This window comes from Janibacter alkaliphilus, from assembly GCF_013408565.1.
GTDB lineage: Bacteria > Actinomycetota > Actinomycetes > Actinomycetales > Dermatophilaceae > Janibacter > Janibacter alkaliphilus.
This window is the reverse complement of sequence record NZ_JACBZX010000001.1, coordinates 1,967,517-1,990,614: the sequence shown is the minus strand read 5'-3', so window position 1 is coordinate 1,990,614 and position 23,098 is coordinate 1,967,517. Positions and strand designations below refer to the sequence as shown.

The 23,098-nt window shown below is 73.3% G+C and carries 18 protein-coding genes; 7 read left to right on the top strand and 11 right to left on the bottom strand.

What is annotated here, in order from left to right; genetic code table 11:
• Positions 1-2: 2 nt before the first annotated feature.
• The gene (gene glgP, locus BJY28_RS09665) at positions 3-2,582 is read right to left on the bottom strand and encodes an alpha-glucan family phosphorylase (RefSeq protein WP_179462824.1); all 2,580 of its coding nucleotides are present in this window, start codon (positions 2,580-2,582) and stop codon (positions 3-5) included.
• A gap of 88 nt (positions 2,583-2,670) precedes the next feature.
• Here glgP and BJY28_RS09660 point away from each other — a divergent pair, with 88 nt between their 5' ends.
• From BJY28_RS09660 to glgB, 3 genes are read left to right on the top strand one after another with little or no spacing between them, the layout of a single operon-like run.
• Entirely contained in the window at positions 2,671-4,791 is a 2,121-nt protein-coding gene (locus BJY28_RS09660; RefSeq protein ID WP_425485706.1) for an alpha-1,4-glucan--maltose-1-phosphate maltosyltransferase, read from the top strand.
• 9 nt (positions 4,792-4,800) lie between these two features.
• Positions 4,801-6,216, top strand: coding sequence for a maltokinase N-terminal cap-like domain-containing protein (locus tag BJY28_RS09655; RefSeq protein WP_179462822.1), 1,416 nt, complete (start codon positions 4,801-4,803; stop codon positions 6,214-6,216).
• Entirely contained in the window at positions 6,213-8,411 is a 2,199-nt protein-coding gene (gene glgB, locus BJY28_RS09650; protein ID WP_179462821.1) for a 1,4-alpha-glucan branching protein GlgB, read from the top strand. Before BJY28_RS09655 ends, glgB begins: the two co-directional genes overlap by 4 nt.
• On the opposite strand, the gene BJY28_RS09645 is transcribed toward glgB, so the two are convergent.
• Both BJY28_RS09645 and BJY28_RS09640 read right to left on the bottom strand, forming a co-directional pair.
• Positions 8,311-9,918: a PQQ-dependent sugar dehydrogenase gene (locus tag BJY28_RS09645; protein WP_179462820.1), complete on the bottom strand. Its 1,608-nt coding sequence runs from the start codon at positions 9,916-9,918 to the stop codon at positions 8,311-8,313. The two genes, glgB and BJY28_RS09645, sit on opposite strands and share 101 nt — an antisense overlap.
• Before the next feature lie 312 nt (positions 9,919-10,230).
• Positions 10,231-11,163, bottom strand: coding sequence for a co-chaperone YbbN (locus BJY28_RS09640; protein WP_179462819.1), 933 nt, complete (start codon positions 11,161-11,163; stop codon positions 10,231-10,233).
• A 167-nt stretch (positions 11,164-11,330) separates the two neighbouring features.
• Between BJY28_RS09640 and BJY28_RS09635 the strand changes: the two genes are divergently transcribed.
• Positions 11,331-12,125 (top strand): methyltransferase domain-containing protein, encoded by a 795-nt coding sequence (locus tag BJY28_RS09635; RefSeq protein WP_179462818.1) that lies wholly within the window; start codon positions 11,331-11,333, stop codon positions 12,123-12,125.
• A 40-nt stretch (positions 12,126-12,165) separates the two neighbouring features.
• Here BJY28_RS09635 and BJY28_RS09630 read toward each other — a convergent pair whose 3' ends face one another.
• From BJY28_RS09630 to BJY28_RS09615, 4 genes are all read right to left on the bottom strand, one after another.
• Positions 12,166-13,158: a DUF8094 domain-containing protein gene (locus tag BJY28_RS09630; RefSeq protein WP_179462817.1), complete on the bottom strand. Its 993-nt coding sequence runs from the start codon at positions 13,156-13,158 to the stop codon at positions 12,166-12,168.
• Complete coding sequence (locus tag BJY28_RS09625) at positions 13,155-13,832, bottom strand: hypothetical protein (RefSeq protein ID WP_179462816.1); 678 nt, start codon at positions 13,830-13,832, stop codon at positions 13,155-13,157. The genes BJY28_RS09630 and BJY28_RS09625 overlap by 4 nt, the downstream gene beginning before the upstream one ends.
• A gap of 257 nt (positions 13,833-14,089) precedes the next feature.
• The gene (locus BJY28_RS09620) at positions 14,090-14,401 is read right to left on the bottom strand and encodes a thiamine-binding protein (protein ID WP_179462815.1); all 312 of its coding nucleotides are present in this window, start codon (positions 14,399-14,401) and stop codon (positions 14,090-14,092) included.
• 76 nt (positions 14,402-14,477) lie between these two features.
• Complete coding sequence (locus BJY28_RS09615; RefSeq protein ID WP_179462814.1) at positions 14,478-16,040, bottom strand: serine/threonine-protein kinase; 1,563 nt, start codon at positions 16,038-16,040, stop codon at positions 14,478-14,480.
• A gap of 133 nt (positions 16,041-16,173) precedes the next feature.
• Here BJY28_RS09615 and BJY28_RS09610 point away from each other — a divergent pair, with 133 nt between their 5' ends.
• On the top strand, positions 16,174-16,749 hold the full coding sequence (locus BJY28_RS09610; RefSeq protein WP_179462813.1) for a hypothetical protein: 576 nt from the start codon (positions 16,174-16,176) through the stop codon (positions 16,747-16,749).
• Here the strand turns inward: BJY28_RS09610 and meaB are convergent.
• Both meaB and BJY28_RS09600 read right to left on the bottom strand, forming a co-directional pair.
• Positions 16,727-17,749, bottom strand: coding sequence for a methylmalonyl Co-A mutase-associated GTPase MeaB (gene meaB / locus BJY28_RS09605; protein WP_179462812.1), 1,023 nt, complete (start codon positions 17,747-17,749; stop codon positions 16,727-16,729). The two genes, BJY28_RS09610 and meaB, sit on opposite strands and share 23 nt — an antisense overlap.
• Before the next feature lies 1 nt (position 17,750).
• The gene (locus tag BJY28_RS09600) at positions 17,751-18,953 is read right to left on the bottom strand and encodes an acetyl-CoA C-acetyltransferase (protein ID WP_179462811.1); all 1,203 of its coding nucleotides are present in this window, start codon (positions 18,951-18,953) and stop codon (positions 17,751-17,753) included.
• A gap of 156 nt (positions 18,954-19,109) precedes the next feature.
• On the opposite strand from BJY28_RS09600, the gene mce reads away from it, so the two are divergent.
• Positions 19,110-19,541: a methylmalonyl-CoA epimerase gene (gene mce, locus BJY28_RS09595; protein ID WP_179462810.1), complete on the top strand. Its 432-nt coding sequence runs from the start codon at positions 19,110-19,112 to the stop codon at positions 19,539-19,541.
• A 164-nt stretch (positions 19,542-19,705) separates the two neighbouring features.
• Positions 19,706-21,046, top strand: a complete 1,341-nt coding sequence (gene ccrA / locus BJY28_RS09590) for a crotonyl-CoA carboxylase/reductase (RefSeq protein ID WP_179464046.1) — start codon at positions 19,706-19,708, stop codon at positions 21,044-21,046.
• 198 nt (positions 21,047-21,244) lie between these two features.
• Here ccrA and BJY28_RS09585 read toward each other — a convergent pair whose 3' ends face one another.
• Together BJY28_RS09585 and BJY28_RS09580 are read right to left on the bottom strand one after the other, a co-directional pair.
• Positions 21,245-21,517, bottom strand: a complete 273-nt coding sequence (locus tag BJY28_RS09585; RefSeq protein ID WP_179462809.1) for a hypothetical protein — start codon at positions 21,515-21,517, stop codon at positions 21,245-21,247.
• 272 nt (positions 21,518-21,789) lie between these two features.
• Complete coding sequence (locus BJY28_RS09580) at positions 21,790-23,019, bottom strand: 3-hydroxyacyl-CoA dehydrogenase family protein (RefSeq protein ID WP_179462808.1); 1,230 nt, start codon at positions 23,017-23,019, stop codon at positions 21,790-21,792.
• Positions 23,020-23,098 lie beyond the last annotated feature (79 nt).

The following is a 23,098-nucleotide window of genomic DNA, read 5'->3' as shown; positions in this document are numbered from 1 at the left end:
CCTCAGGCGTTGGCGACCAGCCCGAGCGTCGCCGGCGAGGCGAGCAGCTCGTGCCGGGGCAGCACCCGCACGGTCCAGCCGAACTGGCCGGTCCGCTCGATGGTCAGGTCGCCGGAGAACTTGTGCCGGCCGTCGTCGTAGGACTCCACCAGGCTCAGCGGGCTCGCCTCCCAGTCGGAGAGGTCGTCGGTGCCCAGCGCGGCGGTGCCGGCCACGACCTGCACCGCCACCTCCTGCGGGGCCAGCCCGTCGAGGTGGACGTAGGCGTCGACGTGCAGGGTCTGACCGACCTCGACGCTGTCGCTGGGCAGGCTGCCCTCGACGTGCTCGACCCGCACCTGGTCCCAGCCGGCGTGCACCCGCGCCTCGTAGGCGGCCAGGTCGCGGGCCCCGGCGAAGTCGTCGACGGTGACGGCGGCACCGCCCGCGGCGGCCGGGGCGTAGAGCCGCTCGACGTACTCGCGGACCATCCGGGTGGCCAGCACCTTCGGGCCGAGGGTGGCCAGGGTGTGCCGCAGCATCGCCAGCCAGCGCTGCGGCAGGCCGTGCTCGTCGACGTCGTAGAAGCGCGGGGCGACCTGGGTCTCGATGAGGTCGTAGAGCGCGGCCGCCTCGATGTCGTCACGACGGTCCGGGTCGTGCACGCCGTCCGCGGTGGGGATCGCCCAGCCGTTCTCGCCGTCGTACCACTCGTCCCACCAGCCGTCGAGGATGGAGAGGTTGAGCCCGCCGTTGAGCGCCGCCTTCATCCCCGAGGTGCCGGACGCCTCGAAGGGGCGCAGCGGGTTGTTCAGCCAGACGTCGCAGCCCGGGTAGAGCGACTGGGCCATGCCGATCCCGTAGTTGGGCAGGAAGACGATCCGGTGACGCACGTCGTGCTCGTCGGCGAAGCGGACCATCTGCTGGATGAGCTGCTTGCCGGTCTCGTCGGCCGGGTGCGACTTGCCGGCGATGACCAGCTGCACCGGTCGCTCGGGGTCGGTCAGCAGGCGCTTGAGCCGCTCCGGGTCGCGCAGCATGAGGGTCAGCCGCTTGTAGGTCGGCACCCGCCGGGCGAAGCCGATGGTCAGCACGTCCGGGTCGAGCACCTGCTCGGTCCAGCCGAGCTCGGCCTCGCTGGCGCCGCGCTTGGCCCAGCTGCGGCGCAGCCGCGCCCGGGCGTCGGCCACGAGCTGGGCACGCATCTCCCGCTTCGTCGCCCAGATCCGCTCCCCCGGCACCTGGGCGATCTCGTCCCACTTCTCGGAGACCTCGAGGTCGCCCCCGCCGAGGTGCTCGCGGGCCAGGTCGAAGACCCGGTCGTCGACCCACGTCGGGGCGTGCACGCCGTTGGTGATCGAGGTGATCGGCACCTCGGCGTCGTCGAAGCCGGGCCACAGCCCGTCGAACATGCCGCGGCTGACCTGGCCGTGCAGCTGGGAGACGCCGTTCGCGCGGCCGGCCAGGCGCAGCCCCATGACGGCCATGTTGAAGACGCCGCGGTCGCCGCCCTCGTAGGTCTCGGCGCCGAGGGCCAGCAGCCGCTCGGTGGGCACGCCGGGCAGCGCCTGCTCGCCGCCGAGGTAGAGCTGGACGAGGGTGGCGTCGAAGCGGTCGATGCCGGCCGGGACCGGGGTGTGCGTGGTGAAGACGGTGCCGGCGCGGGTGGCCTCGCGGGCCTCCTCGAAGCTCAGCCCGTGCTGCTGCACGAGCTCGCTGATCCGCTCGATGCCGAGGAAGCCGGCGTGGCCCTCGTTGGTGTGGAAGACCTCCGGTGCCGGGGCGCCGGTCAGCCGCGACCACAGCCGCAGCGCCCGCACCCCGCCGATGCCGAGGAGCATCTCCTGCTGCAGCCGCTGCTCGCCGCCGCCGCCGTAGAGCCGCTCGGTGACGGTGCGCAGCGCCTCCTCGTTGCCGGGCACGTCGGAGTCCAGCAGCAGCAGCGGCACCCGGCCGACCTGGGCGCGCCATACGTGCGCGCGCAGGGTGCGGCCGCCAGGCATGTCCACGGTGACGACGCAGGGGGTGCCGTCCTGCTCGCGGAGCAGGTGCAGCGGCAGGCCCTGCGGGTCGAGCACCGGGTAGTCCTCGACCTGCCAGCCGTCCCGGTTGAGGCTCTGCTTGAAGTAGCCGGTCTTGTAGAACAGCCCCACCCCGACGATCGGCACCCCGAGGTCGGAGGCGGCCTTGAGGTGGTCGCCGGCGAGGATGCCCAGCCCGCCGGAGTACTGCGGCAGCACCTCGGTGATGCCGAACTCGGGGCTGAAGTAGGCGATCGCCGAGGGGGCCTGCTGCTGCTCGGCGCGGAAGCCGGCGTACCAGCGCTCGGCGCTCATGTAGGCGTCCAGGTCGGCCTTCGCCTCCTCGACCCGCGCGACGAAGCCGGGGTCGGCCGCCAGGTCGGCCAGCTCGCCGGCGCTCAGCGCCGAGAGCAGCGCCACCGGGTCCTGGTGCACCCGCTCCCAGCGATCGGGATCGATGCCGGCGAAGAGGTCGCGGGCCGGGGAGTACCAGCTCCACCGCAGGTTGGTGGCGATCTCGCCCAGGGCCTGGATCGGCTCGGGCAGGACGGGGCGGACGGAGAAACGACGGATGGCCTTCACGGCGCACAGCGTAGGGCCCACGAGCCGATGTGACGAAGCCGACACCTGCGGCTCGAATCGCACCTGCCGCGACGGTAGGTTCGTGCGGGTGACGACCGATCCCGCCGCCGCGACGACCGCCGCCGAACCGCCCCCCGCCACCGTCGGCGGGCACGTGGAGCAGGCCCCCCTCTCCTCGCCACCGCAGCGCCCGCTGGGCCGCATCCCGGTGCTCGACGTCCGCCCCTGCGTCGACCACGGGGCCCGGCCGGCCAAGGCCGTCGTCGGTGAGCCCTTCGAGGTGACCGCGACCGTCTTCCGCGAGGGCCACGACGCGGTCAGCGCCTCGGTGGTGCTCACCGATCCCGACGGCGACGAGCGCACCGTGACGATGTCCTGCGACAACCCCGGTCTCTCGCACTGGGTCCGGGAGATCAGCGCGGACGAGACCGGGCTGTGGAGCTACCGGGTCGAGGGCTGGTCCGACCCCTGGGGCACCTGGGTGCACGACGCGTCGATCAAGGTGGCCGCGGACATCGACGCCGAGCTCATGCTCGCCGAGGGCGTGCGGGTGCTGCAGCGCGCGCTGGAGGAGCCCACGCGCACCCCGTCCGGCCGTCAGGTGCTGCGCGACGGCATCGCCGTGCTCCAGGACGAGACCGCGCGCCCGAGCACGCGGCTGCACACGGTCACCCACGGCGAGGTGGCCGCGGAGATGACCGACCACCCGCTGCGCGAGCTGCTCAGCCCGAGCGCCGACCTGCCGCTGCTCGTCGAGCGCGAGCGCGCGCTCGTCGGCTCCTGGTACGAGATCTTCCCGCGCTCCGAGGGCGCCCGCTTCGACGAGGAGACCGGCCGCTGGATCAGCGGCACGCTGCGCACCGCCGCGCAGCGGCTGCCGGCGATCGCCGCGATGGGCTTCGACGTGGTCTACCTGACCCCGGTCCACCCGATCGGCACGACCGCCCGCAAGGGGCCGAACAACACCCTGGACGCCTCCCCCACCGACCCCGGCAGCCCGTACGCGATCGGCTCGCCCGACGGCGGGCACGACGCCATCCACCCCGACCTCGGGGACTTCGACGACTTCGACGCCTTCGTCGCCGCGGCCGAGGCCGAGGGGCTGGAGGTCGCCCTCGACCTGGCGCTGCAGTGCTCCCCCGACCACCCGTGGGTCAGCGAGCACCCGGAGTGGTTCACCACCCGTGCCGACGGCACCATCGCCTACGCCGAGAACCCGCCGAAGAAGTACCAGGACATCTACCCGGTCAACTTCGACAAGGACCCCGCCGGGATCTACGCCGAGGTCCGTCGGGTGGTGCAGGTCTGGATCGACCACGGGGTGCGGATCTTCCGGGTGGACAACCCGCACACCAAGCCGGTCGAGTTCTGGCAGTGGCTCATCGACGACGTCGCCGCCGACCACCCGGACGTCATCTGGCTCGCCGAGGCCTTCACGAAGCCGGCGATGATGCACACCTTGGCGAAGGTCGGCTTCCAGCAGAGCTACACCTACTTCGCCTGGCGCAACACCGCCGCCGAGCTCACCGAGTACGGCACCGAGGTCAGCGGCGAGGCCGCCGCCTACATGCGGCCCAGCTTCTGGCCGACCACCCACGACATCCTCACCCCGTACATGCAGTTCGGCGGCGAGGCCGCGTGGAGGCTGCGGGCGGCGCTGGCCGCGACGATGGTCCCCACCTGGGGCATCTACGCCGGCTACGAGCTCATGGAGCACGTCGCCCGGCCGGGCGCCGAGGAGCAGATCGACAACGAGAAGTACCAGCTCAAGGACCGGCGCTGGGCCGACTTCGAGCCGGGCGGAGCCCGCGAGGGCGAGTCGCTGGCCGGCTGGCTGACCATGCTCAACCGGATCCGGCGGGAGCACCCGGCGCTGCGCCGGCTGCGGAACCTGCGCTTCCACCACGTCGACGACGAGAACCTGCTCGCCTACAGCAAGCGGGCCACCACCGAGGGTGGCGGCGACGGCAGCGACGACGGCACCGCGGACGGCGAGGACGTGGTCCTGGTCGTGGCCAACCTCGACCCGCACGGCACCCGGGAGTCGACGGTGCGCCTGGACATGCCGGCGCTCGGTCTCGGCTGGGACGAGCGGGTGGAGGCCACCGACCTCGTCACCGGTGCCGTCTGGGACTGGGGCAGCGAGAACTACGTGCGCCTCGGCACCGACGGCGAGCCGGTGCACGTGCTCGCCCTGCGGCGGTACTGAGCGGCCGGCATGGCAGAGATCCACGACGTCACCCTCACCCCGGGCAAGGACGACCTGGTCACCGCCTGGATCGGTGACCAGCGCTGGTACGCCGCGAAGGGGGCCAGCCCCCGGCTGCACCGGGTGGACAGCTGGCGCCTGGACGACCCGGCCGGCGAGGTCGGCATCGAGACGCTCGTCTACCGGGACGAGGCCGGCCCGGCGCCGGTGCTCTACCAGGTCCCGCTGACCTACCGGGGCGCCCCGCTGGCCGGTGCCGAGCACGCCCTCGTCGGCGAGCTGGAGCACCCGGCGCTCGGCCACCGCTGGGTCTACGACGCCCCGCACGACGAGGTCTACGTGACCCAGCTGCTGGCGCTGCTGCGCGGGCGGGTGGCCGCCCAGCACGGGTCCCGCTCGTGGACCGAGCAGCCCGAGGTGGTCGGCGCCCCGCACCCCGCCTGGCCGCGCGAGCCGAGCATCGGCAGCACCCAGGTGCTGCGCGGCGAACAGTCCAACACCTCGATCATCGTGCAGCCGGACGCCGAGCACGCCGGAGCGCCCGCGGTGATCGTCAAGATCTTCCGCACCCTGGCCGCCGGGGAGAACCCGGACGTCACGCTGCAGGGGGCGCTGGCCGCCAGCGGCTCCCCGGTGGTGCCGGCCAGCGTCGGTCACGTCGCCGGCGCCTGGCAGGGCGCCGACGGTGGCAGCGAGCACGGACAGCTGGCCTTCGCCCAGGAGTTCCTCCCGGGGACCACCGACGCCTGGCGGGTGGTGCTGCAAGAGCTGGCCGCCGGCCGCTCCTTCGCCGAGGCGGCCCGGGCGCTCGGTGCCGCCACCGCGCAGATCCATGCCGGGCTGGCCCGGGTGATGCCCACCACGCCCGCCGACGCCGCGCAGGTCGAGCACCTCGTCGACGCGATGCGCCGACGGGCCGCGGTGGCGGCCGGCGAGGTGCCGGCGATCGCCCGGCACGAGGCCGCGGTGGGTCGGGTGCTCGATGCGGCGGCGGCCGCCGACTGGCCCGCGCTGCAACGCATCCACGGCGACTACCACCTCGGCCAGGTGCTCGACGTGCCCGGCCGCGGCTGGGTGGCCATCGACTTCGAGGGCGAGCCGCTGCGCCCACTGGCCGAGCGCAACCTGCCGGACAGCCCGCTGCGCGACGTCGCCGGCATGCTGCGCTCCTTCGACTACGCCGGCGCCAGCGTCACCCCGCCCGCCGGCACCGACGCCGGCGCGTGGGTCGCCGAGGCGCAGCAGGCCTTCCTCGACGGCTACGCGCAGGTCGGCGACGACCCGCGCGCCCACCCCGAGCTGCTCGCCGCGCACGTGCTCGACAAGGCCCTCTACGAGGTCGTCTACGAGAGCCGCAACCGCCCCACCTGGCTGCACATCCCGACCACCGCCATCGACCGAACCCTCCAGGAGGCCGCACCATGAGCCCCACGTCTTCCTCCGCCCTGCCCGGCGCGCTCTGGGCCCTGGCCCACGGTCGGCACGCCCTGCCGCACGACCTGCTCGGCCAGCACCTCGAGGACGACGGGCTGCGGGTGCGGGTCATGCGCCCGATGGCCCAGCAGGTCCGGGTGCGCTTCGACGACGGCGTCGAGATCGACCTAGAGCACGAGGCCGAGGGCATCTTCTCCGGGGTCCGCGAGGGGGCGGACGCCACCTTCGACTACCGGGTGCTGACCACCTGGGACGACGGGGTCGAGCACGTCCAGGACGATCCCTACCGCTTCTCCCCCACCCTCGGCGAGGTCGACCAGCACCTCGTCAACGAGGGCCGGCACGAGCAGCTGTGGACCGTCCTCGGGGCGCACGTGCGCTCCTACGACGGGCCGATGGGCACCGTCGAGGGCGTCTCCTTCGCGGTGTGGGCGCCGCGGGCGAAGGCGGTGCACGTCATCGGCGACGTCAACGGCTGGGACCTCCCCTCGCTGCCGATGCGGGCGCTGGGCAGCTCGGGCATCTGGGAGCTCTTCGTGCCGGGCGCCCAGGCCGGGCAGCGGTACAAGTTCGCGGTGCGCGGCGCCGACGACGTCGTCCGGGAGAAGGCGGACCCGATGGCCCGGCTGGCCGAGGTGGCCCCGGCGACCGGGTCGGTGATCACCACCAGCGAGTACACCTGGGGCGACCAGAAGTGGCTGACCGCCCGCGCCGGGCGCGACCCGCACACCGGGCCGATGAGCATCTACGAGGTGCACCTGGGCTCCTGGCGGCAGGGTCTGACCTACCGCGAGATGGCCGAGCACCTGGTCAACTACGTCGCCGACCTCGGCTTCACCCACGTCGAGCTGCTGCCGGTGATGGACCACCCCTACCCGCCGTCCTGGGGCTACCACGTCACCAGCTACTACGCGCCGAACTCCCGCTTCGGCGACCCGGACGACTTCCGGTACCTCATCGACCGGCTGCACCAGGCCGGCATCGGGGTCATCCTCGACTGGGTGCCCGGGCACTTCGCCACCGACGAGTGGGCGCTGGTGCGCTTCGACGGGCTGCCGCTCTACGAGCACCCCGACCCGCGCAAGGGCTGGCAGCCGGACTGGGGCAGCTTCGTCTTCGACTTCGGACGGCTGGAGGTGCGCAACTTCCTCGTCGCCAACGCGTTGTACTGGCTGGAGGAGTTCCACGTCGACGGGCTGCGGGTCGACGGGGTCGCCTCGATGCTCTACCTCGACTACAGCCGCAGCGACGGCGAGTGGGTGCCGAACGTGCACGGCGGCCGCGAGAACCTCGAGGCGATCGGGCTGCTGCAGGAGGCCAACGCCACCGCCTACCGCCGGGTGCCGGGGATCGTGACGGTGGCCGAGGAGTCGACCGCCTGGCCGGGGGTCACCCGGCCCACGGACAGCGGCGGGCTCGGTTTCGGGCTGAAGTGGAACATGGGCTGGATGAACGACAGCCTCCGCTACCTGGCCGAGGACCCGGTGAACCGGCAGTACCACCACCAGCTGCTCACCTTCGCCATGATGTACGCGTACGCCGAGAGCTACCTGCTGCCGATCAGCCACGACGAGGTGGTCCACGGCAAGGGCTCGATGCCGTACAAGATCCCCGGCGACGACGCCGCCCGGCTAGCGACGCTGCGCGCCTTCTACGCCTACCAGTGGGCCTTCCCCGGCAAGCAGCTGCTCTTCATGGGCTGCGAGTTCGGGCAGACCAGCGAGTGGGCCGACGGGCGCTCCCTGGAATGGCACCTGCTCGACCACTCCGCGCACTACCGGGTGCACAACCTCGTCAAGGAGCTCAACACCCTCTACACCGAGCACCCCGCGCTGTGGCAGCTGGACGCCGACCCGGCCGGCTTCACCTGGCTGGACGCCGACGACAACGCCGGCAACACCGTCAGCTTCCTGCGGCACGCCCAGGCCGACCACGACGGCGACGTCGTCGCCGTGGTGGTGAACTTCGGTGGCGCCGACCGGGAGTCGCTGCGGATCGGGGTGCCCCGGCCCGGCGACTGGGAGGTCGCCGTGGACACCTCCGGCTTCGACGCCGAGGGCACGCCCAGCCAGGGCGGGGTGGTGCTCACCGCCGAGGAGCGCCCCTGGCACGGCCAGCCGTACTCGCTCGAGGTGCGGGTGGCCGGGCTGTCTGCGTGCTACCTGGTGCCGAGGCGCGCGAGCTGACCGCGGCGCTGCCGTCGACCTCGAGGCGGCGCACCGCCCCGGCCTGGTAGTCGGGCAGGTAGATCATCCCGCCGGGCCCGGTGGTCAGGTCGCGGACGCTGTGCCGCGGCAGCTGGGCGACGAAGCGCGGGCTGCCGCCGTCCGGTCGCATCCACAGGCAGCCGCGGCCGTAGTCGCCGAAGAAGAGCGCGGAGCGGATCCGAGAGGGTGCCCACAGCCCGCCGTAGGCGACGCCCATGGCCGCGTTCGGCCCGCCCGGGTCGCAGGGCTCGTCGGCCAGCGGCTGGCCGTGCACCCAGGTCGCGGCGGGCGCGGTGACCGTCCCTTCGGCGATGGACAGGCCGGCGCACGGCGGCCCGCCCTGGAAGGGCTCGCTGACCTCGACGCAGGGCCAGCCGGCGTTGTTCGTCACGGCCCCGGCCCGTGGGTCGGGCAGCTCGTAGACCGCCTCGTGGCGCCCTTCGCCGACCACCGTGACCGCCAGCGTGGAGCTGCCCGGCCGGAAGGCCATCCGGTAGGGGTTGCGCAGCCCGGAGGCGACGACCCGGGCGCGGTTGGGGTCGCTCGACCCGCCCTCGGGGTTGCCCAGCGCCGCCGACCCGGTGCTGGGGTTGAGCCGGAGGATCTTGCCGTTGAGGGAGACCGGCGCGGCGCCCGGGTCGAGCACGTCGAGGGTGGCCAGCCGGGGGTGCTCGTCGGGGGCGAAGCCGCAGGACTGCTGCTGCAGGGTGCTCACCGGACCGTTGGGGGTGCCGTCGCCGGCGGAGGCGTAGAGCGCCCCGTCCCGGCCGAAGGTGAGGTCCCCGACGCTGTGCGTGTTGGCCACCTGGCACCACTGGTCCCGGATGAGGGTGCGCCGGTGGGCGATGTAGCGCACCTGCTGCCCTCCGGCGGTGCGCGTGCGGATGGTCAGGCGCTCCAGGCGACCGTTGACGACGCAGCTCTGCCCGTCCCAGCACTCCGCCTCGCTCCAGCGGCCGGGGCCCTGCGAGGGGTGCTTGAGGTTGGAGGTGTAGAGCACGTAGAGGTAGGGGCGCCGCGGCCACATCGGGTCGAGCGCGATCCCGCCCATGCCGGTGTCGCGCACGGCCAGGGTGTCCTGGTCGAGGCCGCGGCCGGAGCGGTCGGTGAGCAGCACGCCGGAGTCGGCGTCCGGGCCGGCGAAGTAGAGCAGCCGGCCGGCCTTCTCCGAGACGACGGCGTCGCCGTGCGCGCCGAACTCGATCTCGCCGGGGCCCTGGGCGCCGCCGGCCCGGGGGCGCAGCCCCTGGACGGGGCGACCGAGCGCGTCCACCACGGGGGTCTGGGCGTCCCAGAGGACGCTGGTAGAGAAGCCGGGGGCGAAGGTGTCGGCGGCTGCTGCTGGTGCGGCCGGCGCGGCGGGTGCTGCTGGGGCGGCGGGTGCTGCCGGCGCGGCGGGGGCTGCCGCAGTCGGCGCGGACCCTCGTGCCTGGGCGGTCTGCGGCCAGGCGAGCGCCAGGCTCATCAGCACGGCGAGCGCGGCCACGCTCCCCCAGCGTGTCCCCCTTCGCCCTCTCGTGCGGCGGTCGAGCAAGGGTGTGCGAGCAGGATCGAGCATCACGGTCTCCCCCCGTGAGAATGGAACCCCCCAGCTCCCCGGAGGGAGCAGAGATGGAGTGTCCCAAGCCCTGCGGGGCAGCGCAAGGCACTCGTCACGCTGCCGTCACGCAGGCGCGCGCCCAGCCGTGACCCGCGTCGAGAAGCGCTCGGTCTACGGACAAGCCTTCCCCGGTGACCGAGCCTTTATCGGGTAACCCGATAAAGGGGAGGCGGGTGAGGTCACCCGGGAGGGCCGGCCTCAGAAGAGGGCGCTCATCAGCGCGGTGCGCCCCTTGCGGACCCGCTCGTCGTGGTTGCCGACGACGTCGAAGAGGCCGACGAGGTGGGTGCGCACCCGCTCCCGGTCGTCCCCGGCGGTGGTGCGCACGAGGTCGATCAGCCGGGTGAAGCCGTCCTCGACGTGACCGCCGAGCACGTCGAGATCGGCGACGACGAGCGCTGCGTCGATGTCGGTGGGGTCGTCGGCGGCGGCGCGGCGGGCCGCGTCGAGGTCGACGCCCTGGGTGCGGCGCATCAGGCCGACCTGGGCCAGGCCGGCGGAGGCCTCGGCGTCCTTGGGGTTCTCCGCGAGCGCCCGCTCGTAGGCGGAGGCAGCGGCGTCGAGGTCGTCCCGCTCGATGGCGTCGAAGGCCTCCTGGTGCAGCGGCGGCAGCTCGTCCGCGCCCCCGTCGGTCGCCTCGCTCGCGTCCTCGGCGGAGACCTGCACCCGGCCGGTGATGCCGTTCTGCACGGCCGCCGCGAGCAGCTGGTCGAGGACCTCGGTGAGCTGCTGACGCTCGGGCATGCCGGTGAGCAGGTGCACCGCCTGGCCGCCGAGCAGACCGATCGCCATCGGGACCTGCTGCGGCTGCAGCGCCTGCATCAGCCCGGGGTTGGTGGCCACGTCCATCCCCACGACCTGCAGGCGCCCTTCGAGACCCTGGGCGACGGCGACGGTCTCGTCCAGCAGCTGCTTGCTCTCCGGGTGCTGCGAGGACCAGACCACCCCGACCGCCGGCACCGTGGTGCTGCGGGCAACGATCTGCTCGAAGGTGGCGTCGGTGGCCTCGACGAGCACCGAGGCTCCGGGCTGGCCGCCGCCCGCGGAGGGAGCGGATCCGGGCTGCGGCTGCTGACCGAGGCCGGTGAGGTCGACGGCACCACGAAGGGCAGGGCTGGGCTGCTGACTCATGCCCCGATTGTCCCTCACCTCGCCCCCGCACCCCACCCGCCTCCCCTTTATCGGGTTACCCGATAAAGGCTCGTTCGCCGGGGAAGGCTTGTCCGTGGACCGAGACCTTCTCGACGCCGCGCACTCACCCGCCCCGTCCGACCCGCACCGCCCGTACGGTCAGCCCCATGGCGACCTACACCCACGGCCACCACGAGAGCGTGCTGCGCTCGCACCGGTGGCGCACCGCCGAGAACTCGGCCGGCTACCTGCTGGCGCACCTGTCCCCCGGCGACAGGCTGCTCGACGTCGGGTGCGGCCCGGCCACCCTCACCGCCGACCTCGCCGAGCTCGTCGCCCCCGGACGGGTCACCGCGCTGGAGCAGACCGACGAGGCGGTGGAGATCGCCCGGGCCGAGCTGCTCGCCCGTGACGTCGACGCGGACGTCGTCGTGGGCGACGTGCACGCGCTCGAGCTCGCCGACGACGGCTACGACGTCACCCACGCCCACCAGGTCCTGCAGCACGTCGCCGACCCGGTCCTGGCGCTGCGGGAGATGGCCCGGGTGACCCGGCCCGGCGGGCTGGTCGCGGTCCGGGACAGCGACTACGCCGCCTTCGCCTGGTACCCGCGCCTGCCGGGGCTGGACCGGTGGCTCGAGGTCTACCAGGCCGTCGCGCGCCACCACGGCGGCGAGCCGGACGCCGGGCGCCGGCTGCACGTGTGGGCCCGCGAGGCCGGGCTGACCGACGTCACGGCCAGCGCAGACACGTGGTGCTTCGTCGACCCGGCCGACCGTGCCTGGTGGGGCGGGATGTGGGCCGAGCGCGTCCTCCCCTCGCGTCTGGCCGAGACGGCCCGCGCGATCGGGGCGGCCACGAGCGGCGAGCTCGAGGAGATCTCGCAGACCTGGCGGGCCTGGGCGGGTCATCCCGACGGGTGGTTCCTCGTCCCGCACGGCCAGGTGCTGGCCCGCGTCTGAGCCCCCCTTCGCTAGAAGGGGACGGGCCGGGGTGGCTGCCTCAGCTGCCCTCGGCGCTCTCGATCTGCTCGCTGGCCCCGACCACCCGCGCGGCGCCCTCGCTCGGGACGTGCACCGCGAGGGTCTCGGCGTGCTCGACGGTCAGCTCCTGCGAGATGGACTCGGTGTCGGCCAGCCGCCGGGTCGCGGCGTCCTCGAGGGTCAGCTCCTGCAGCTCCTCACCGGCGGTGAGGGTGTCGGTCCGGGTCATCGGGACGAAGGCCAGCCGGCCACCGTCGGCGAGGCCGATGCTGACCATGGTCGCCTCCTGACGCTGCTGCTCCTGGGTGTACTCGGCCAGCCCGTCGAGCTCCTCGGCCTGCTGCTCGGCGTTGGTGCGCAGCGCGGTCGAGAACTCGTCGGCCACCGACACCCCGCTCGGCCGGGTGCTCGGCGCCGGGTAGGCCACGGCCTCGCTCCAGCCCGTCACCGCCGTCTCGACCGCGTCGCCGGGGGTGCCGTTGATCCGGACCGGCGAGCCCTGCGCGGGGTCGGCGAGGCCGGGCACCGCGGCACCGGAGGCCATCTGGACGTCGGCGAAGAGGCGGTAGGCGCCCTCGGCCGACGTCGAGACGAGCACGTAGAGCCGCTGCTCCTCGTCGGTGCGGGTGGTGGCCACGATGGTGCGCGGCCAGCCGGTGCCCTCGCTGACGGCCAGCACCTGCGGCTGCACCGCCTCGCTGGGGCTGGCGGTGCTCCTGGCCCGGGCCGCGGCGTCGGCCTCGCGCAGCGCCGGCCCCATGAGCACCGAGCGGCGGTCCTCGGCGGTGGCGCCGTCACCGCGCGCGGTGCGGGCCTCGCCGAGCACCCGGGCGGCGATCTCCTGCGCCGCCTCGCGGGTGACCGCGCCGCCACGCCCCTGCTCGGTCGGCGCGTCGTGGACCCCGGCGACGTCGGCGGCCAGCCCGCAGCCGGACAGGGCGACGGGCAGGGCGCAGACGAGGGCCAGAAGGGGGCGGGAGCGACGGTGGGGACGGGCGCGTCGGGTGGTCACGGGGTCTCCTCCGCAGGGACGTAGACGCTGCTGCCGCGGCGCACAGGTGGGTCGGACGGTTCGCCGGCACCCTTCGCGCGGCCACGGCGAGCCAGAAGAAGCAGGCCCAGCCCGAGCAGGACGAGCACGATGCCGCCGACGAGCAGGCCGATCGCCCAGGCTCCCCAGCTGCCGTCGGTGGTGCTCATCTCGACCTCGTCGAGCTGCTGCCCCTGGGGTGCGGCCACGACGAGCGTCTGCGGCGCCTCGGCCTGGTCGATGGTCACGGTGATCGAGCCGTCGCTGGTGCTGGCGCGCTGCCACACCTCGGCGGCCGTGGGGTCGCTCGCCTCGCCGCTGCCCTCCTCCGTGGTGCCCAGGCTCCAGTCGCTCACGTCGGCCGGCCCGATGCGGGTGCGTGCGCCGTCCCCGAGCGCGGGTCCGGCGTCCGAGGGGCGGGCCACGCCGGCCCACAGCCGCGCGCCCGGCTCGGAGGAGACGGTGACCGACATCGGGGAGTCGACCCGGTTGAGCACCTGCGGGTCGAGGACGACGACGTCGGCCTCGGGCTCGGCGGTGAAGGTCGCCGTCCCCGAGGTGCCGAGGCTGCTCAGCAGCCAGGCGCCGAGGCCGGCGAGCGCCAGGCCCAGCAGGGCCACGAGCGCGCCGGAGACGCGCAGGACGAGGGTACGCACGGTGAGGTTCCTTGAGGGTGAGGCAGGGAGGCGCGCGACGGCGCGCGTCTACCACTGTCCCAAGGAACACCGAAGGTCACAAATTGGTCACGAGTCGCGTCGGTCACCCTTCGTGCACGCTCGGCGACTCGGAGCTCCCTTCGCGCCCGGTCGGCGACGCCATGTCGAGAACCTCTCGCGTGCCGGGGAAGCCTTCTGGGGTGACCGGCGCATTATCGGGTAACCCGATAAAGGGGAGACAGGTGAGGTGGGTGGGGTCAGGAGGTGGTGGAGCCCAGCTGCTGCTCGACGCGGTCGACCTTGGCGGTGAGCTGGCCGGGGGCCGCGCCGGGGCGGATGTCCGCCTTCATCACCAGGCTCACCCGGTCGCCGTGCGCGGCCATCGCCTGCACGCAACGCTCGACGACGGCCATGCACTCGCCCCACTCCCCCTCCAGCGTGGTGAACATCGCGTCGGTGCGCGAGGGCAGACCGCTCTCCCGGACGATGCGGACCGCGTCAGCGACCGCGGCGGAGTACGAGCCGTCGGCACCGGGCGAGGACGGGGCGATGGAGAAGGCGAGCAGCATGCTCCTCAGCGTAGCCAGCCGCCCGGGCCGGGGGCGCGACGAGACCGCCCCGGCGGAGAGCGCCGAGCTGCTGGGCTCAGCGGGCCCGCTCGGAGTCGATCTTCAGCTCCCCGGCCTGCCGCTCCAGCACCAGCTGCTTCGGCTCGACCGTGCGCTCGCCGTCCACCGGGGTGTAGGTCAGGGTGAGGTCGACCTGCCCGGTGTCCTCGTCCACCTCGACGTCCGAGGCGGACACGGACTCGATGCCCTCCCAGAAGTCGACGTAGGCCTGCTTGCCGCCCGCGGCCTGGCGCATGTCCGCGGTCAGCGAGCCCCACGTCTGGTCCGGGTCCTCGGTGACCGTGGCGAAGTGGGTGGTGACGAAGCCGCTGACCTCGGCCTGCGGGAAGTCCGGCTCGGCCGAGGACGACGAGGACGCGCTCGACGAGGAGCTGCTGGAGCTGCTGCTCGAGCTGCTCTGCGACGTCGGCGTCGCGGTGGTCGTCTCCGTCCGGGTGGTCGTCGTCGTGCTCGGCTCGACCTCGCTCGTCGGCGTGGTCGAGCTCGACGTGGCCGTCTGCTCGTCCTGGCCCTGCCAGGCCAGGGCCGCTCCCCCGGCGACGACCAGGGCGAGCACGGCGGCCAGCGCGGCCACCCACCAGCGACGCCGGCGGCCACCGGCGTCGGGATCGCCCGGGCCGCGAGGCCTCGCGCCGGACGGGACCGGGCCGCCACCCGAGCCCCCCGGACCGGCGGCCGCCGCACCCGCTGCGCCACCCGCACCGGCCGCGCCCGCGGCACCACCCGCTGCCGGCGCCACCAGCTCGGGCCCGGCCGCGCGGCCGTCGGCGATCGCCTCGAGCCGCTGCCGGAGCTCGTCGACCCCGCCCCGCTCGGCCGGGTCGTGCGCGAGCAGCCGACGCAGCACCGGCTCCAGCGGGCCGGCCCGGTCGGGACGACGCGGGGTCTGGGTGGCCACCTGGCGCAGCGTCGCCAGCGGGTTGCCCTGGGCCGGGTAGGCGTCGCGGCCCTCGACGGCGAAGTAGAGGGTCGCCCCGAGCGCCCACAGGTCGGCGGCGGCGGTGTGCTCGTAGCCCTCGGCGACCTCCGGGGCCATGTAGCTCGGGGTGCCGGTGACCAGGCCGGTCTGGGTGAGCTGGTCGTCGCTGCCGCTGCGGGCGATCCCGAAGTCGCCGAGCTTGGGCCGGCCGCCGCCGATGAGCACGTTGCTCGGCTTGACGTCCCGGTGCACGATCCCGGCGCGGTGCGCGGCGGCCAGCGCCCCGGCCAGCTGGGCGCCGAGGTCGGCCGCCCCTCGCGGGGTCATCGGCCCTCGCTGGCGCACCGCCTCGGACAGGGTCGGGCCGGGCACGTACTCCATGACCAGCCACGGGGTGCCCTCGTGCTCGACCACGTCGTAGACGCCGACGACGTTGGGGTGGTTCAGGGCCGCCGAGGCCCGTCCCTCGCGCATCGCCCGGCGGGTCTCGCCCTGGGTCTCCCCGGGGAAGGCGCCGATCTGCTTGGCCGCGACCTGACGGCCCAGGACGGTGTCCGTGGCCAGCCACACGGTGCCCATGCCGCCCTGACCGATGGACCGCCGGGTCTCGTAGCGGCCACCGATCAGACCGGGGCCCTCGGCTCTCGTCTGGTCGTTCATCGCCCTTCAGCCTAGGGGCTCTGCCTGGACGTCAGCCGTGACCGCGCTGGGCCGACCGTGACGACACCATGGTCCGCCCGGTGCCCGCGGGCTACAGTGGCGCCAGCACAGCCGATGTCGCAGGGGAGGCAACGTGAGCGGCTACCCGCCGCCCGGTCCGCCGGGCTACCCGCCGCCGGGTCAGGGCGGCTACCCGCCGGGAGGGGCGCCGCCACCGGGCTACCCGGCCTACGGCTACCCGCAGCAGCCGCCGCCGGAGCGGAGCAACACGATCTGGTGGATCGTCGGCGGCCTGGCCAGCGTCATCATCATCTGCTGCTGCGCGGGGGTGATCTTCGCCGCCTGGGTGGCTGACGAGTCGGGCAGCATCTACACCGACATGACCGACGACTACTCGGCCTCGAGCAGCTCGGCCGCGCAGGCGGCCACGCCGGTCACCGAGGGCCAGCAGGTCTCCCTCGGCGACGCCGAGGTGCAGTCGGGCTGGTCGATCGACGCCTACGGCGAGCCGATCGACGTCCAGGTGCGCAACACCGGCACCACGGACGAGACCTTCTACGTCAACCTCTACTTCATGAACCAGGGCGAGGTGGTCGACGAGACCACCTGCTCGGTCGGCTACGTCACCGCCGGGCAGACCGAGACCGCGGACTGCTACGCGATCTACGACATGAACTACGACGAGATCAGGATGTCCGAGGGCTACTGACGTCCGAGGATTCCTCGCCCTCGGCGCCGCTCAGCCGCCGCAGCATCTCCTCGGCCGCGGCGTAGGGGTCGCCACGGCCGGAGACCACCGCGGCGGCCAGCTCGTCGAGCCGTCCGCCGTCGCCCAGGTCCCCCATCCGGGCACGCAGCCGCGCCACGGTCAGCGCCTCCACCTCGTCCCGGGCACGGGCCACCCGGCGCCGGTGCAGCTCGCCGCCCCGGGCCAGCCAGGCGAGGTGGTCGCCGATGCCGGCGAGCACCTCCACGACGCCGTCGCCGTTCATCGCCGAGGCCCGCACCACCGGGGGCCGCCAGAGGCCGGGGGCGCTGCGGTCGCCCATCTGGATCATGTGCCGCAGGTCCCGCACGGTGGCGTCGGCGCCGTCGCGGTCGGCCTTGTTGACGACGAAGACGTCGCCGATCTCGAGGATCCCCGCCTTCGCCGCCTGGATCCCGTCGCCGGCGCCGGGAGCGAGCAGCACCAGCGTGGTGTCGGCCAGGCCGGCGATCTCCACCTCGGACTGGCCGACCCCGACCGTCTCGACGAGGACCATGTCGAAGCCGGCGGCGTCCAGCACCCGGATCGCCTGCGGCGTGGACACCGAGAGACCGCCCAGGTGACCCCGGCTGGCCAGGGAGCGGATGAAGACTCCTGGGTCGCCGGTCGCGTCCTGCATCCGGATCCGGTCCCCGAGCAGCGCACCCCCGGAGAAGGGGGACGAGGGGTCGACGGCGAGCACCGCCACCGACCGCCCCCGCTCGCGCAGCTCGCGGACCAGGGCGTTCGTCGTCGTCGACTTGCCGACCCCCGGCGGGCCGGTCAGCCCGACGACGTGCGCCCGGCCGGCCAGCGGGGCCAGCGCGGCCATGACCTCGGGCAGCGCCGGGTGCTGGTGGTCGACCAGGGAGAGCAGCCGGGCGACGGCGCGCGGCGTCCCCGCCCTGGCCTGCTCGACCAGGGCGGGGACGTCGACCGCGCGCGCTCGCGTGGCTGCCGGCACCTCAGGCGTCGGTGGGTACGCGCACGATGAGCGCGTCGCCCTGGCCGCCGCCGCCGCACAGCGCGGCCGCGCCGACGCCGCCGCCGCGGCGCTTCAGCTCGTGCGCCAGCGCCAGGGTGATCCGGGCGCCGGACATGCCCAGCGGGTGGCCCATGGCGATGGCGCCGCCGTTGGGGTTGACCTTCTCCGGGTCCAGGCCCAGCTGCTTGGTCGAGGCGAGGCCGACGGCGGCGAAGGCCTCGTTGATCTCGACGACGTCGAGGTCCTGCGCGGAGATGCCCTCCTTCGCGCAGGCGGTCTCGATGGCGTTCGCCGGCTGCGCCTGCAGGGTGGAGTCGGGGCCGGCGACGACGCCGTGCGCACCGATCTCGGCCAGGTAGTCCAGGCCGAGCTCCTCCGCCTTCGCCTTGCTCATGACGACCACCGCGGCGGCACCGTCGGAGATCTGCGAGGCGGAGCCGGCGGTGATGGTGCCGTCCTTGGCGAAGGCGGGCCGCAGCCTGCCGAGGGAGTCGGCGGTGGTGTCGGCGCGCACGCCCTCGTCGGTGTCGAAGACCTTCGGGTCGCCCTTGCGCTGGGGCACCTCGACCGGGACCACCTCGTCGGCGAAGACCCCGTTCGCCCAGGCCTTCCCGGCGTTCTGGTGGCTGCGGGCGGCGAACTCGTCCTGCTCCTCGCGGGAGAACTGCTCCCCCGCCTGGTTGCAGGTCTCGGTGAGCGAGCCCATCGCCTGGTCGGTGAGGATGTCGTGCAGCCCGTCGAAGGCCATCGAGTCCTTGACCGTCACGTCGCCGTACTTGTAGCCGTCGCGGCTCTTGGGCAGCAGGTGCGGGGCGTTGGTCATCGACTCCTGGCCGCCGGCGACGACGATGTCGAACTCGCCGGCGCGGATCAGCTGGTCGGCCAGGGCGATGGCGTCGATGCCGGAGAGGCAGACCTTGTTCACGGTCAGCGCCGGGACGCTCATCGGGATGCCGGCCTTGACCGCGGCCTGGCGGGCGGGGATCTGGCCCTCGCCGGCGGTGAGCACCTGGCCCATGACGACGTAGTCGACGTCCTCGGGGGCGACGCCGGAGCGCTCCAGCGCGGCCTTGATGGCGAACCCGCCGAGGTCGGAGCCGGAGAAGTCCTTCAGCGAGCCGCTCATGCGACCCATCGGGGTGCGCGCGCCGGCGACGATGACGGACACGGGACGGTCGGACATGACGATGCCTCCACAGGGTGCTCGGGACCACCGACGGACGGCGCCGGTGCACTGCTCGCCACTGTAGCGACGCCAGCGCCGCGGCCGAAGGGGTCACCGGGTGGCGTGGGCCACGCAGCCTCCGACAGCGGCGCCGGCGACGGCTACGGTGCGGGCATGAGCACCGATCTCTTCACCCACATCGACCACGTCGGCGTGGCCGTGCCCGACCTGGACGCCGCCATCGCCTTCTACCGCGACACCTACGGCATGGAGCTGGCCCACGAGGAGGTCAACGAGGAGCAGGGCGTCCGCGAGGCGATGATGAAGGTCGGCTCTTCCGGCTCGTGCATCCAGCTGCTGGCCCCGCTCACCCCGGAGTCGACGATCGCCAAGTTCCTCGACCGCAACGGCTCGGGCATCCAGCAGCTCGCCTACCGCGTCGAGGACATCGACGCCGTGGGGGCGACGCTGCGCGAGCGCGGGCTGCGGCTGCTCTACGACACCCCGAAGGGCGGGACCGCCGGGTCGCGGGTGAACTTCATCCACCCCAAGGACGCCGGCGGCATCCTCGTCGAGCTCGTCGAGCCGTCCGCCGACGGCCACTGAGCGAGCAGCGAGCGGACGGGCGCGCACTGAGAGACACGTCACCCGGTGACTGCCCTCTCAGGTAGTACCGCGCCCCGGGGCGCGTCGCTAGGTTGACCCGATGGGCGCCGCCGAGCGCCCCAGACCACCCCACGAGCAGGCCGAGGAGCCCACCCAGCATGACGATGGACACCATCCGCGACGCCATCATGTCCGGCGACCGGAGCGAGCAGACCTACGCCGGCATCGCCCTCCCGGAGTCCTACCGGGCCGCCACCGTCCACAAGGACGAGGTCGACATGTTCGAGGGCGTGGCCAGCCGGGACAAGGACCCGCGGCAGTCGCTGCACATCGACGACGTGCCGATCCCCGAGCTCGCCCCGGACGAGGCGCTGGTCGCGGTCATGGCCAGCGCGATCAACTACAACACCGTCTGGACCTCGATCTTCGAGCCGGTCTCCACCTTCGGCTTCCTCGAGCGCTACGGCCGGCTCAACGACTGGTCCAAGCGCCACGACCTGCCGTACCACATCGTCGGTTCCGACCTCTCCGGCGTCGTGCTGCGCACCGGCAGCCACGTGAGCAAGTGGAACGCCGGCCAGGAGGTCGTCGCGCACTGCCTCTCCGTCGAGCTCGAGGACCCGGACGGGCACGACGACACGATGATGGACCCGCAGCAGCGGATCTGGGGCTTCGAGACCAACTTCGGCGGCCTGGCCGAGCTGGCCATCGTCAAGGCCAACCAGCTCATGCCGAAGCCGGACCACCTCACCTGGGAGGAGGCCGCCTCCCCCGGCCTGGTGAACTCCACCGCCTACCGGCAGCTGATCTCCAAGAACGGCGCCGCGCTCAAGCTCGGCGACCGGGTGCTCATCTGGGGCGCCTCCGGCGGTCTGGGCTCCTACGCCACCCAGATGGCGCTGGCCGCAGGCGCCGAGCCGGTGTGCGTCGTCTCCTCGCCGGACAAGGCCGAGATCTGCCGGCAGATGGGCGCCGAGCTGATCATCGACCGGCGCGCCGAGGGCTTCCAGTTCTGGAACGAGGAGGGCACCAAGCAGAACCCGAAGGAGTGGCAGCGGCTCGGCAAGAAGATCCGCGAGCTCACCGGCGGGCACGACGTCGACATCGTCTTCGAGCACCCCGGCCGGGAGACCTTCGGCGCCTCGGTCTACGTGGCCCGCAAGGGCGGCAAGATCGTCACCTGCGCGTCCACCTCGGGCTTCATGCACGAGTACGACAACCGCTACCTGTGGATGAACCTCAAGAGCATCGTCTCCAGCCACTTCGCGAACTACCGCGAGTCCTGGGAGGCCAACGAGCTCATCAACCGCGGGCTGATCCACCCGACGCTGAGCAAGACCTACCAGCTCGAGGAGGTCGGCCAGGCGGCGCTGGACGTCCACCACAACCTGCACCAGGGCAAGGTCGGTGTGCTCACCCTCGCCCCGGAGGCGGGCCTGGGCGTCACCAACGCCGACAAGCGCTCCGGCTTCGAGCAGGAGATCAACCGCTTCCGCAACGCCTGAGCCGCCCGCTCCCCACGCCGACGGGGGTCGCCACCGCACCGGGTGGCGACCCCCTTCGTCATGCCGCTCCCCCAGAGGTTGGACAGTCCTAGGACAGCCTCCCCGGACCGGTCGCGCGCGCGGTCCTCGAGGACATTCCTAGGACTGTCGTGCGCGCGCTGTGCGTGTCTGGCTGGGGCGCGCGGCTCGGCGTGCTGGTCAGCCCCGGCGCGCCCGCCAGCACGACGCGTGCCAATGGCGCCGGTCGTCGATGCTGCCGAGGCCGTCGTCGGGCCACGTGACGACGTGCGCGGTGCCGGGCGAGATCGGCTGGTGGCAGCCAGGGCAGCGGTAGGTGCGCAGCGAGGTGCTCCCGGACAACCGGCGCACCGCCCAACGACGCCCGCCCCAGGTGACGTGCTCGAGCGTGCCGTGCACGCCCCGCATGCTCAGCGGTCGCTGCTCGTCGCGGCGGCGGTTGGCCCGGGGCATGCCACCATCCTCCCCCTTCGCGCCTCCTGGCCAGACCCTGCCCGGGCAGATGCCCACCTGATCCGCATTTACCCGGGCAGTTGCCAGCAACCACGTGATTTACCCGGGCAATTGCCAACAACCACGTGATTTACCCGGGCAGTTGCCGGCAACCACGTGATTTACCCGGGCAGTTGCGAGCCAGGACGTGAATTGCCCGGGCAGTTGCGAACCAAGGACGTGAATTGCCCGGGCAGTTGCGAGCAAGGGGTGAAGGGGGCCAGGGGCGAGCGTCAGTAGGTGCGGAAGCCCTCGCCGGTCTTGCGGCCGAGCTTGCCCGCCTCGACGAGCGACACCAGGGTCGGCGCGGGCTGCAGCCCCTCGTGGCCGAACTCCTCGAGCAGCTCGCGCTGGATCGCCAGCGAGACGTCCAGCCCGACGACGTCGAGCAGGGCGAAGGGGCCCATCGGGTACCCGTAGTGCTCGGTGATCGCGCCGTCGATCGCGTCGTGGTCGCTGTGCCCGGCCTCCTGCGCCTTGACCGCGTCGTTGAGGTAGGGGAAGAGCAGCGCGTTGACGATGAAGCCGGCCCGGTCGGCGCAGCTCACCGCCACTTTGCCGGTGCTCGCGCACAGGTCGGCGACCGTGTCCAGCACGTCCTGACCGGTCTGCTCGGTGCGCACGATCTCGACGAGCTTCATCACCGGGGCCGGGTTGAAGAAGTGCATCCCGACGACGTCCTGCGGGCGCGAGGTGGCCGCGGCCAGGTCGGTGATCGGCAGCGAGGAGGTGGTCGTGGCCAGCACCGCGCCCGGCTTGCAGATCCGGTCCAGGTCACGGAAGAGCTGGGTCTTGATCTCCAGGTCCTCGGCGATCGCCTCGACGACGAGGTCGACGTCGCCGAGCGCCTCGCGCTCGGTCGAGCCGGTCAGGCGGCCGCGCACCGCGTCGGCCTCGCCGGTGTCGAGCTTGCCGCGCTCGACCGCCTTGGCCAGGGACTTCTCGATCCGGGCCTGCACGGCGTCCAACTTCTCCGGGCTGCGGGCGACGAAGGTGACCGGGTAGCCGGCCTTCGCGAAGACCTCGACGATGCCGGTAGCCATCGTGCCGGAGCCGACCACCCCGACGGTCTCGACGACCCGGACCCCGTCGCGGGAGCCGCCCTGGGCGGGGGTCAGCTCGTCGGCGACGACCTCCTCGGACCCGGCCTCGGCGTAGGTGTAGAAGCCGCGGCCGGCGGCCCGCCCGGTGCGTCCCTCGGCGACCAGCTGGTCCAGGACCGGGCGCGGGGCGTGCATCGCGTCACCGGTCTCGGCGTGCCGGGCGGCCAGGGCGTCGCGCACGACATCCACACCGATGGCGTCGATGACGGCCAGCGGGCCCTGCGGCAGGCCGCAGCCGAAGCGCATGCCGGCGTCGACGTCCTCCCGGGTGGCGTAGCTGTCCTCGTACATCGAGGCGGCGTGGTTGAGGTAGGGGAAGACGAGGGCGTCGGCGAGCGCCTTGGCATCGTTGGTAGGCATGGCGGGAGTCTCCCAACCACGCCGCCGGTTCGGGAGGGCATCCGGGCGTGATGGTCACCACCACCGGCGGCACGTAGGG

Bases quoted from the DNA above. Each gene is read 5' to 3' on its own strand.
- BJY28_RS09580 (WP_179462808.1), bottom strand. From the start codon at position 23,019: ATGCCTACCAACGATGCCAAGGCGCTCGCCGACGCCCTCGTCTTCCCC.
- ccrA (WP_179464046.1), top strand. From the start codon at position 19,706: ATGGACACCATCCGCGACGCCATCATGTCCGGCGACCGGAGCGAGCAG.
- BJY28_RS09620 (WP_179462815.1), bottom strand. From the start codon at position 14,401: ATGCTGCTCGCCTTCTCCATCGCCCCGTCCTCGCCCGGTGCCGACGGC.
- mce (WP_179462810.1), top strand. From the start codon at position 19,110: ATGAGCACCGATCTCTTCACCCACATCGACCACGTCGGCGTGGCCGTG.
- BJY28_RS09585 (WP_179462809.1), bottom strand. From the start codon at position 21,517: ATGCCCCGGGCCAACCGCCGCCGCGACGAGCAGCGACCGCTGAGCATG.
- BJY28_RS09635 (WP_179462818.1), top strand. From the start codon at position 11,331: ATGGCGACCTACACCCACGGCCACCACGAGAGCGTGCTGCGCTCGCAC.
- BJY28_RS09655 (WP_179462822.1), top strand. From the start codon at position 4,801: ATGGCAGAGATCCACGACGTCACCCTCACCCCGGGCAAGGACGACCTG.
- glgB (WP_179462821.1), top strand. From the start codon at position 6,213: ATGAGCCCCACGTCTTCCTCCGCCCTGCCCGGCGCGCTCTGGGCCCTG.
- BJY28_RS09600 (WP_179462811.1), bottom strand. From the start codon at position 18,953: ATGTCCGACCGTCCCGTGTCCGTCATCGTCGCCGGCGCGCGCACCCCG.
- BJY28_RS09640 (WP_179462819.1), bottom strand. From the start codon at position 11,163: ATGAGTCAGCAGCCCAGCCCTGCCCTTCGTGGTGCCGTCGACCTCACC.
- BJY28_RS09615 (WP_179462814.1), bottom strand. From the start codon at position 16,040: ATGAACGACCAGACGAGAGCCGAGGGCCCCGGTCTGATCGGTGGCCGC.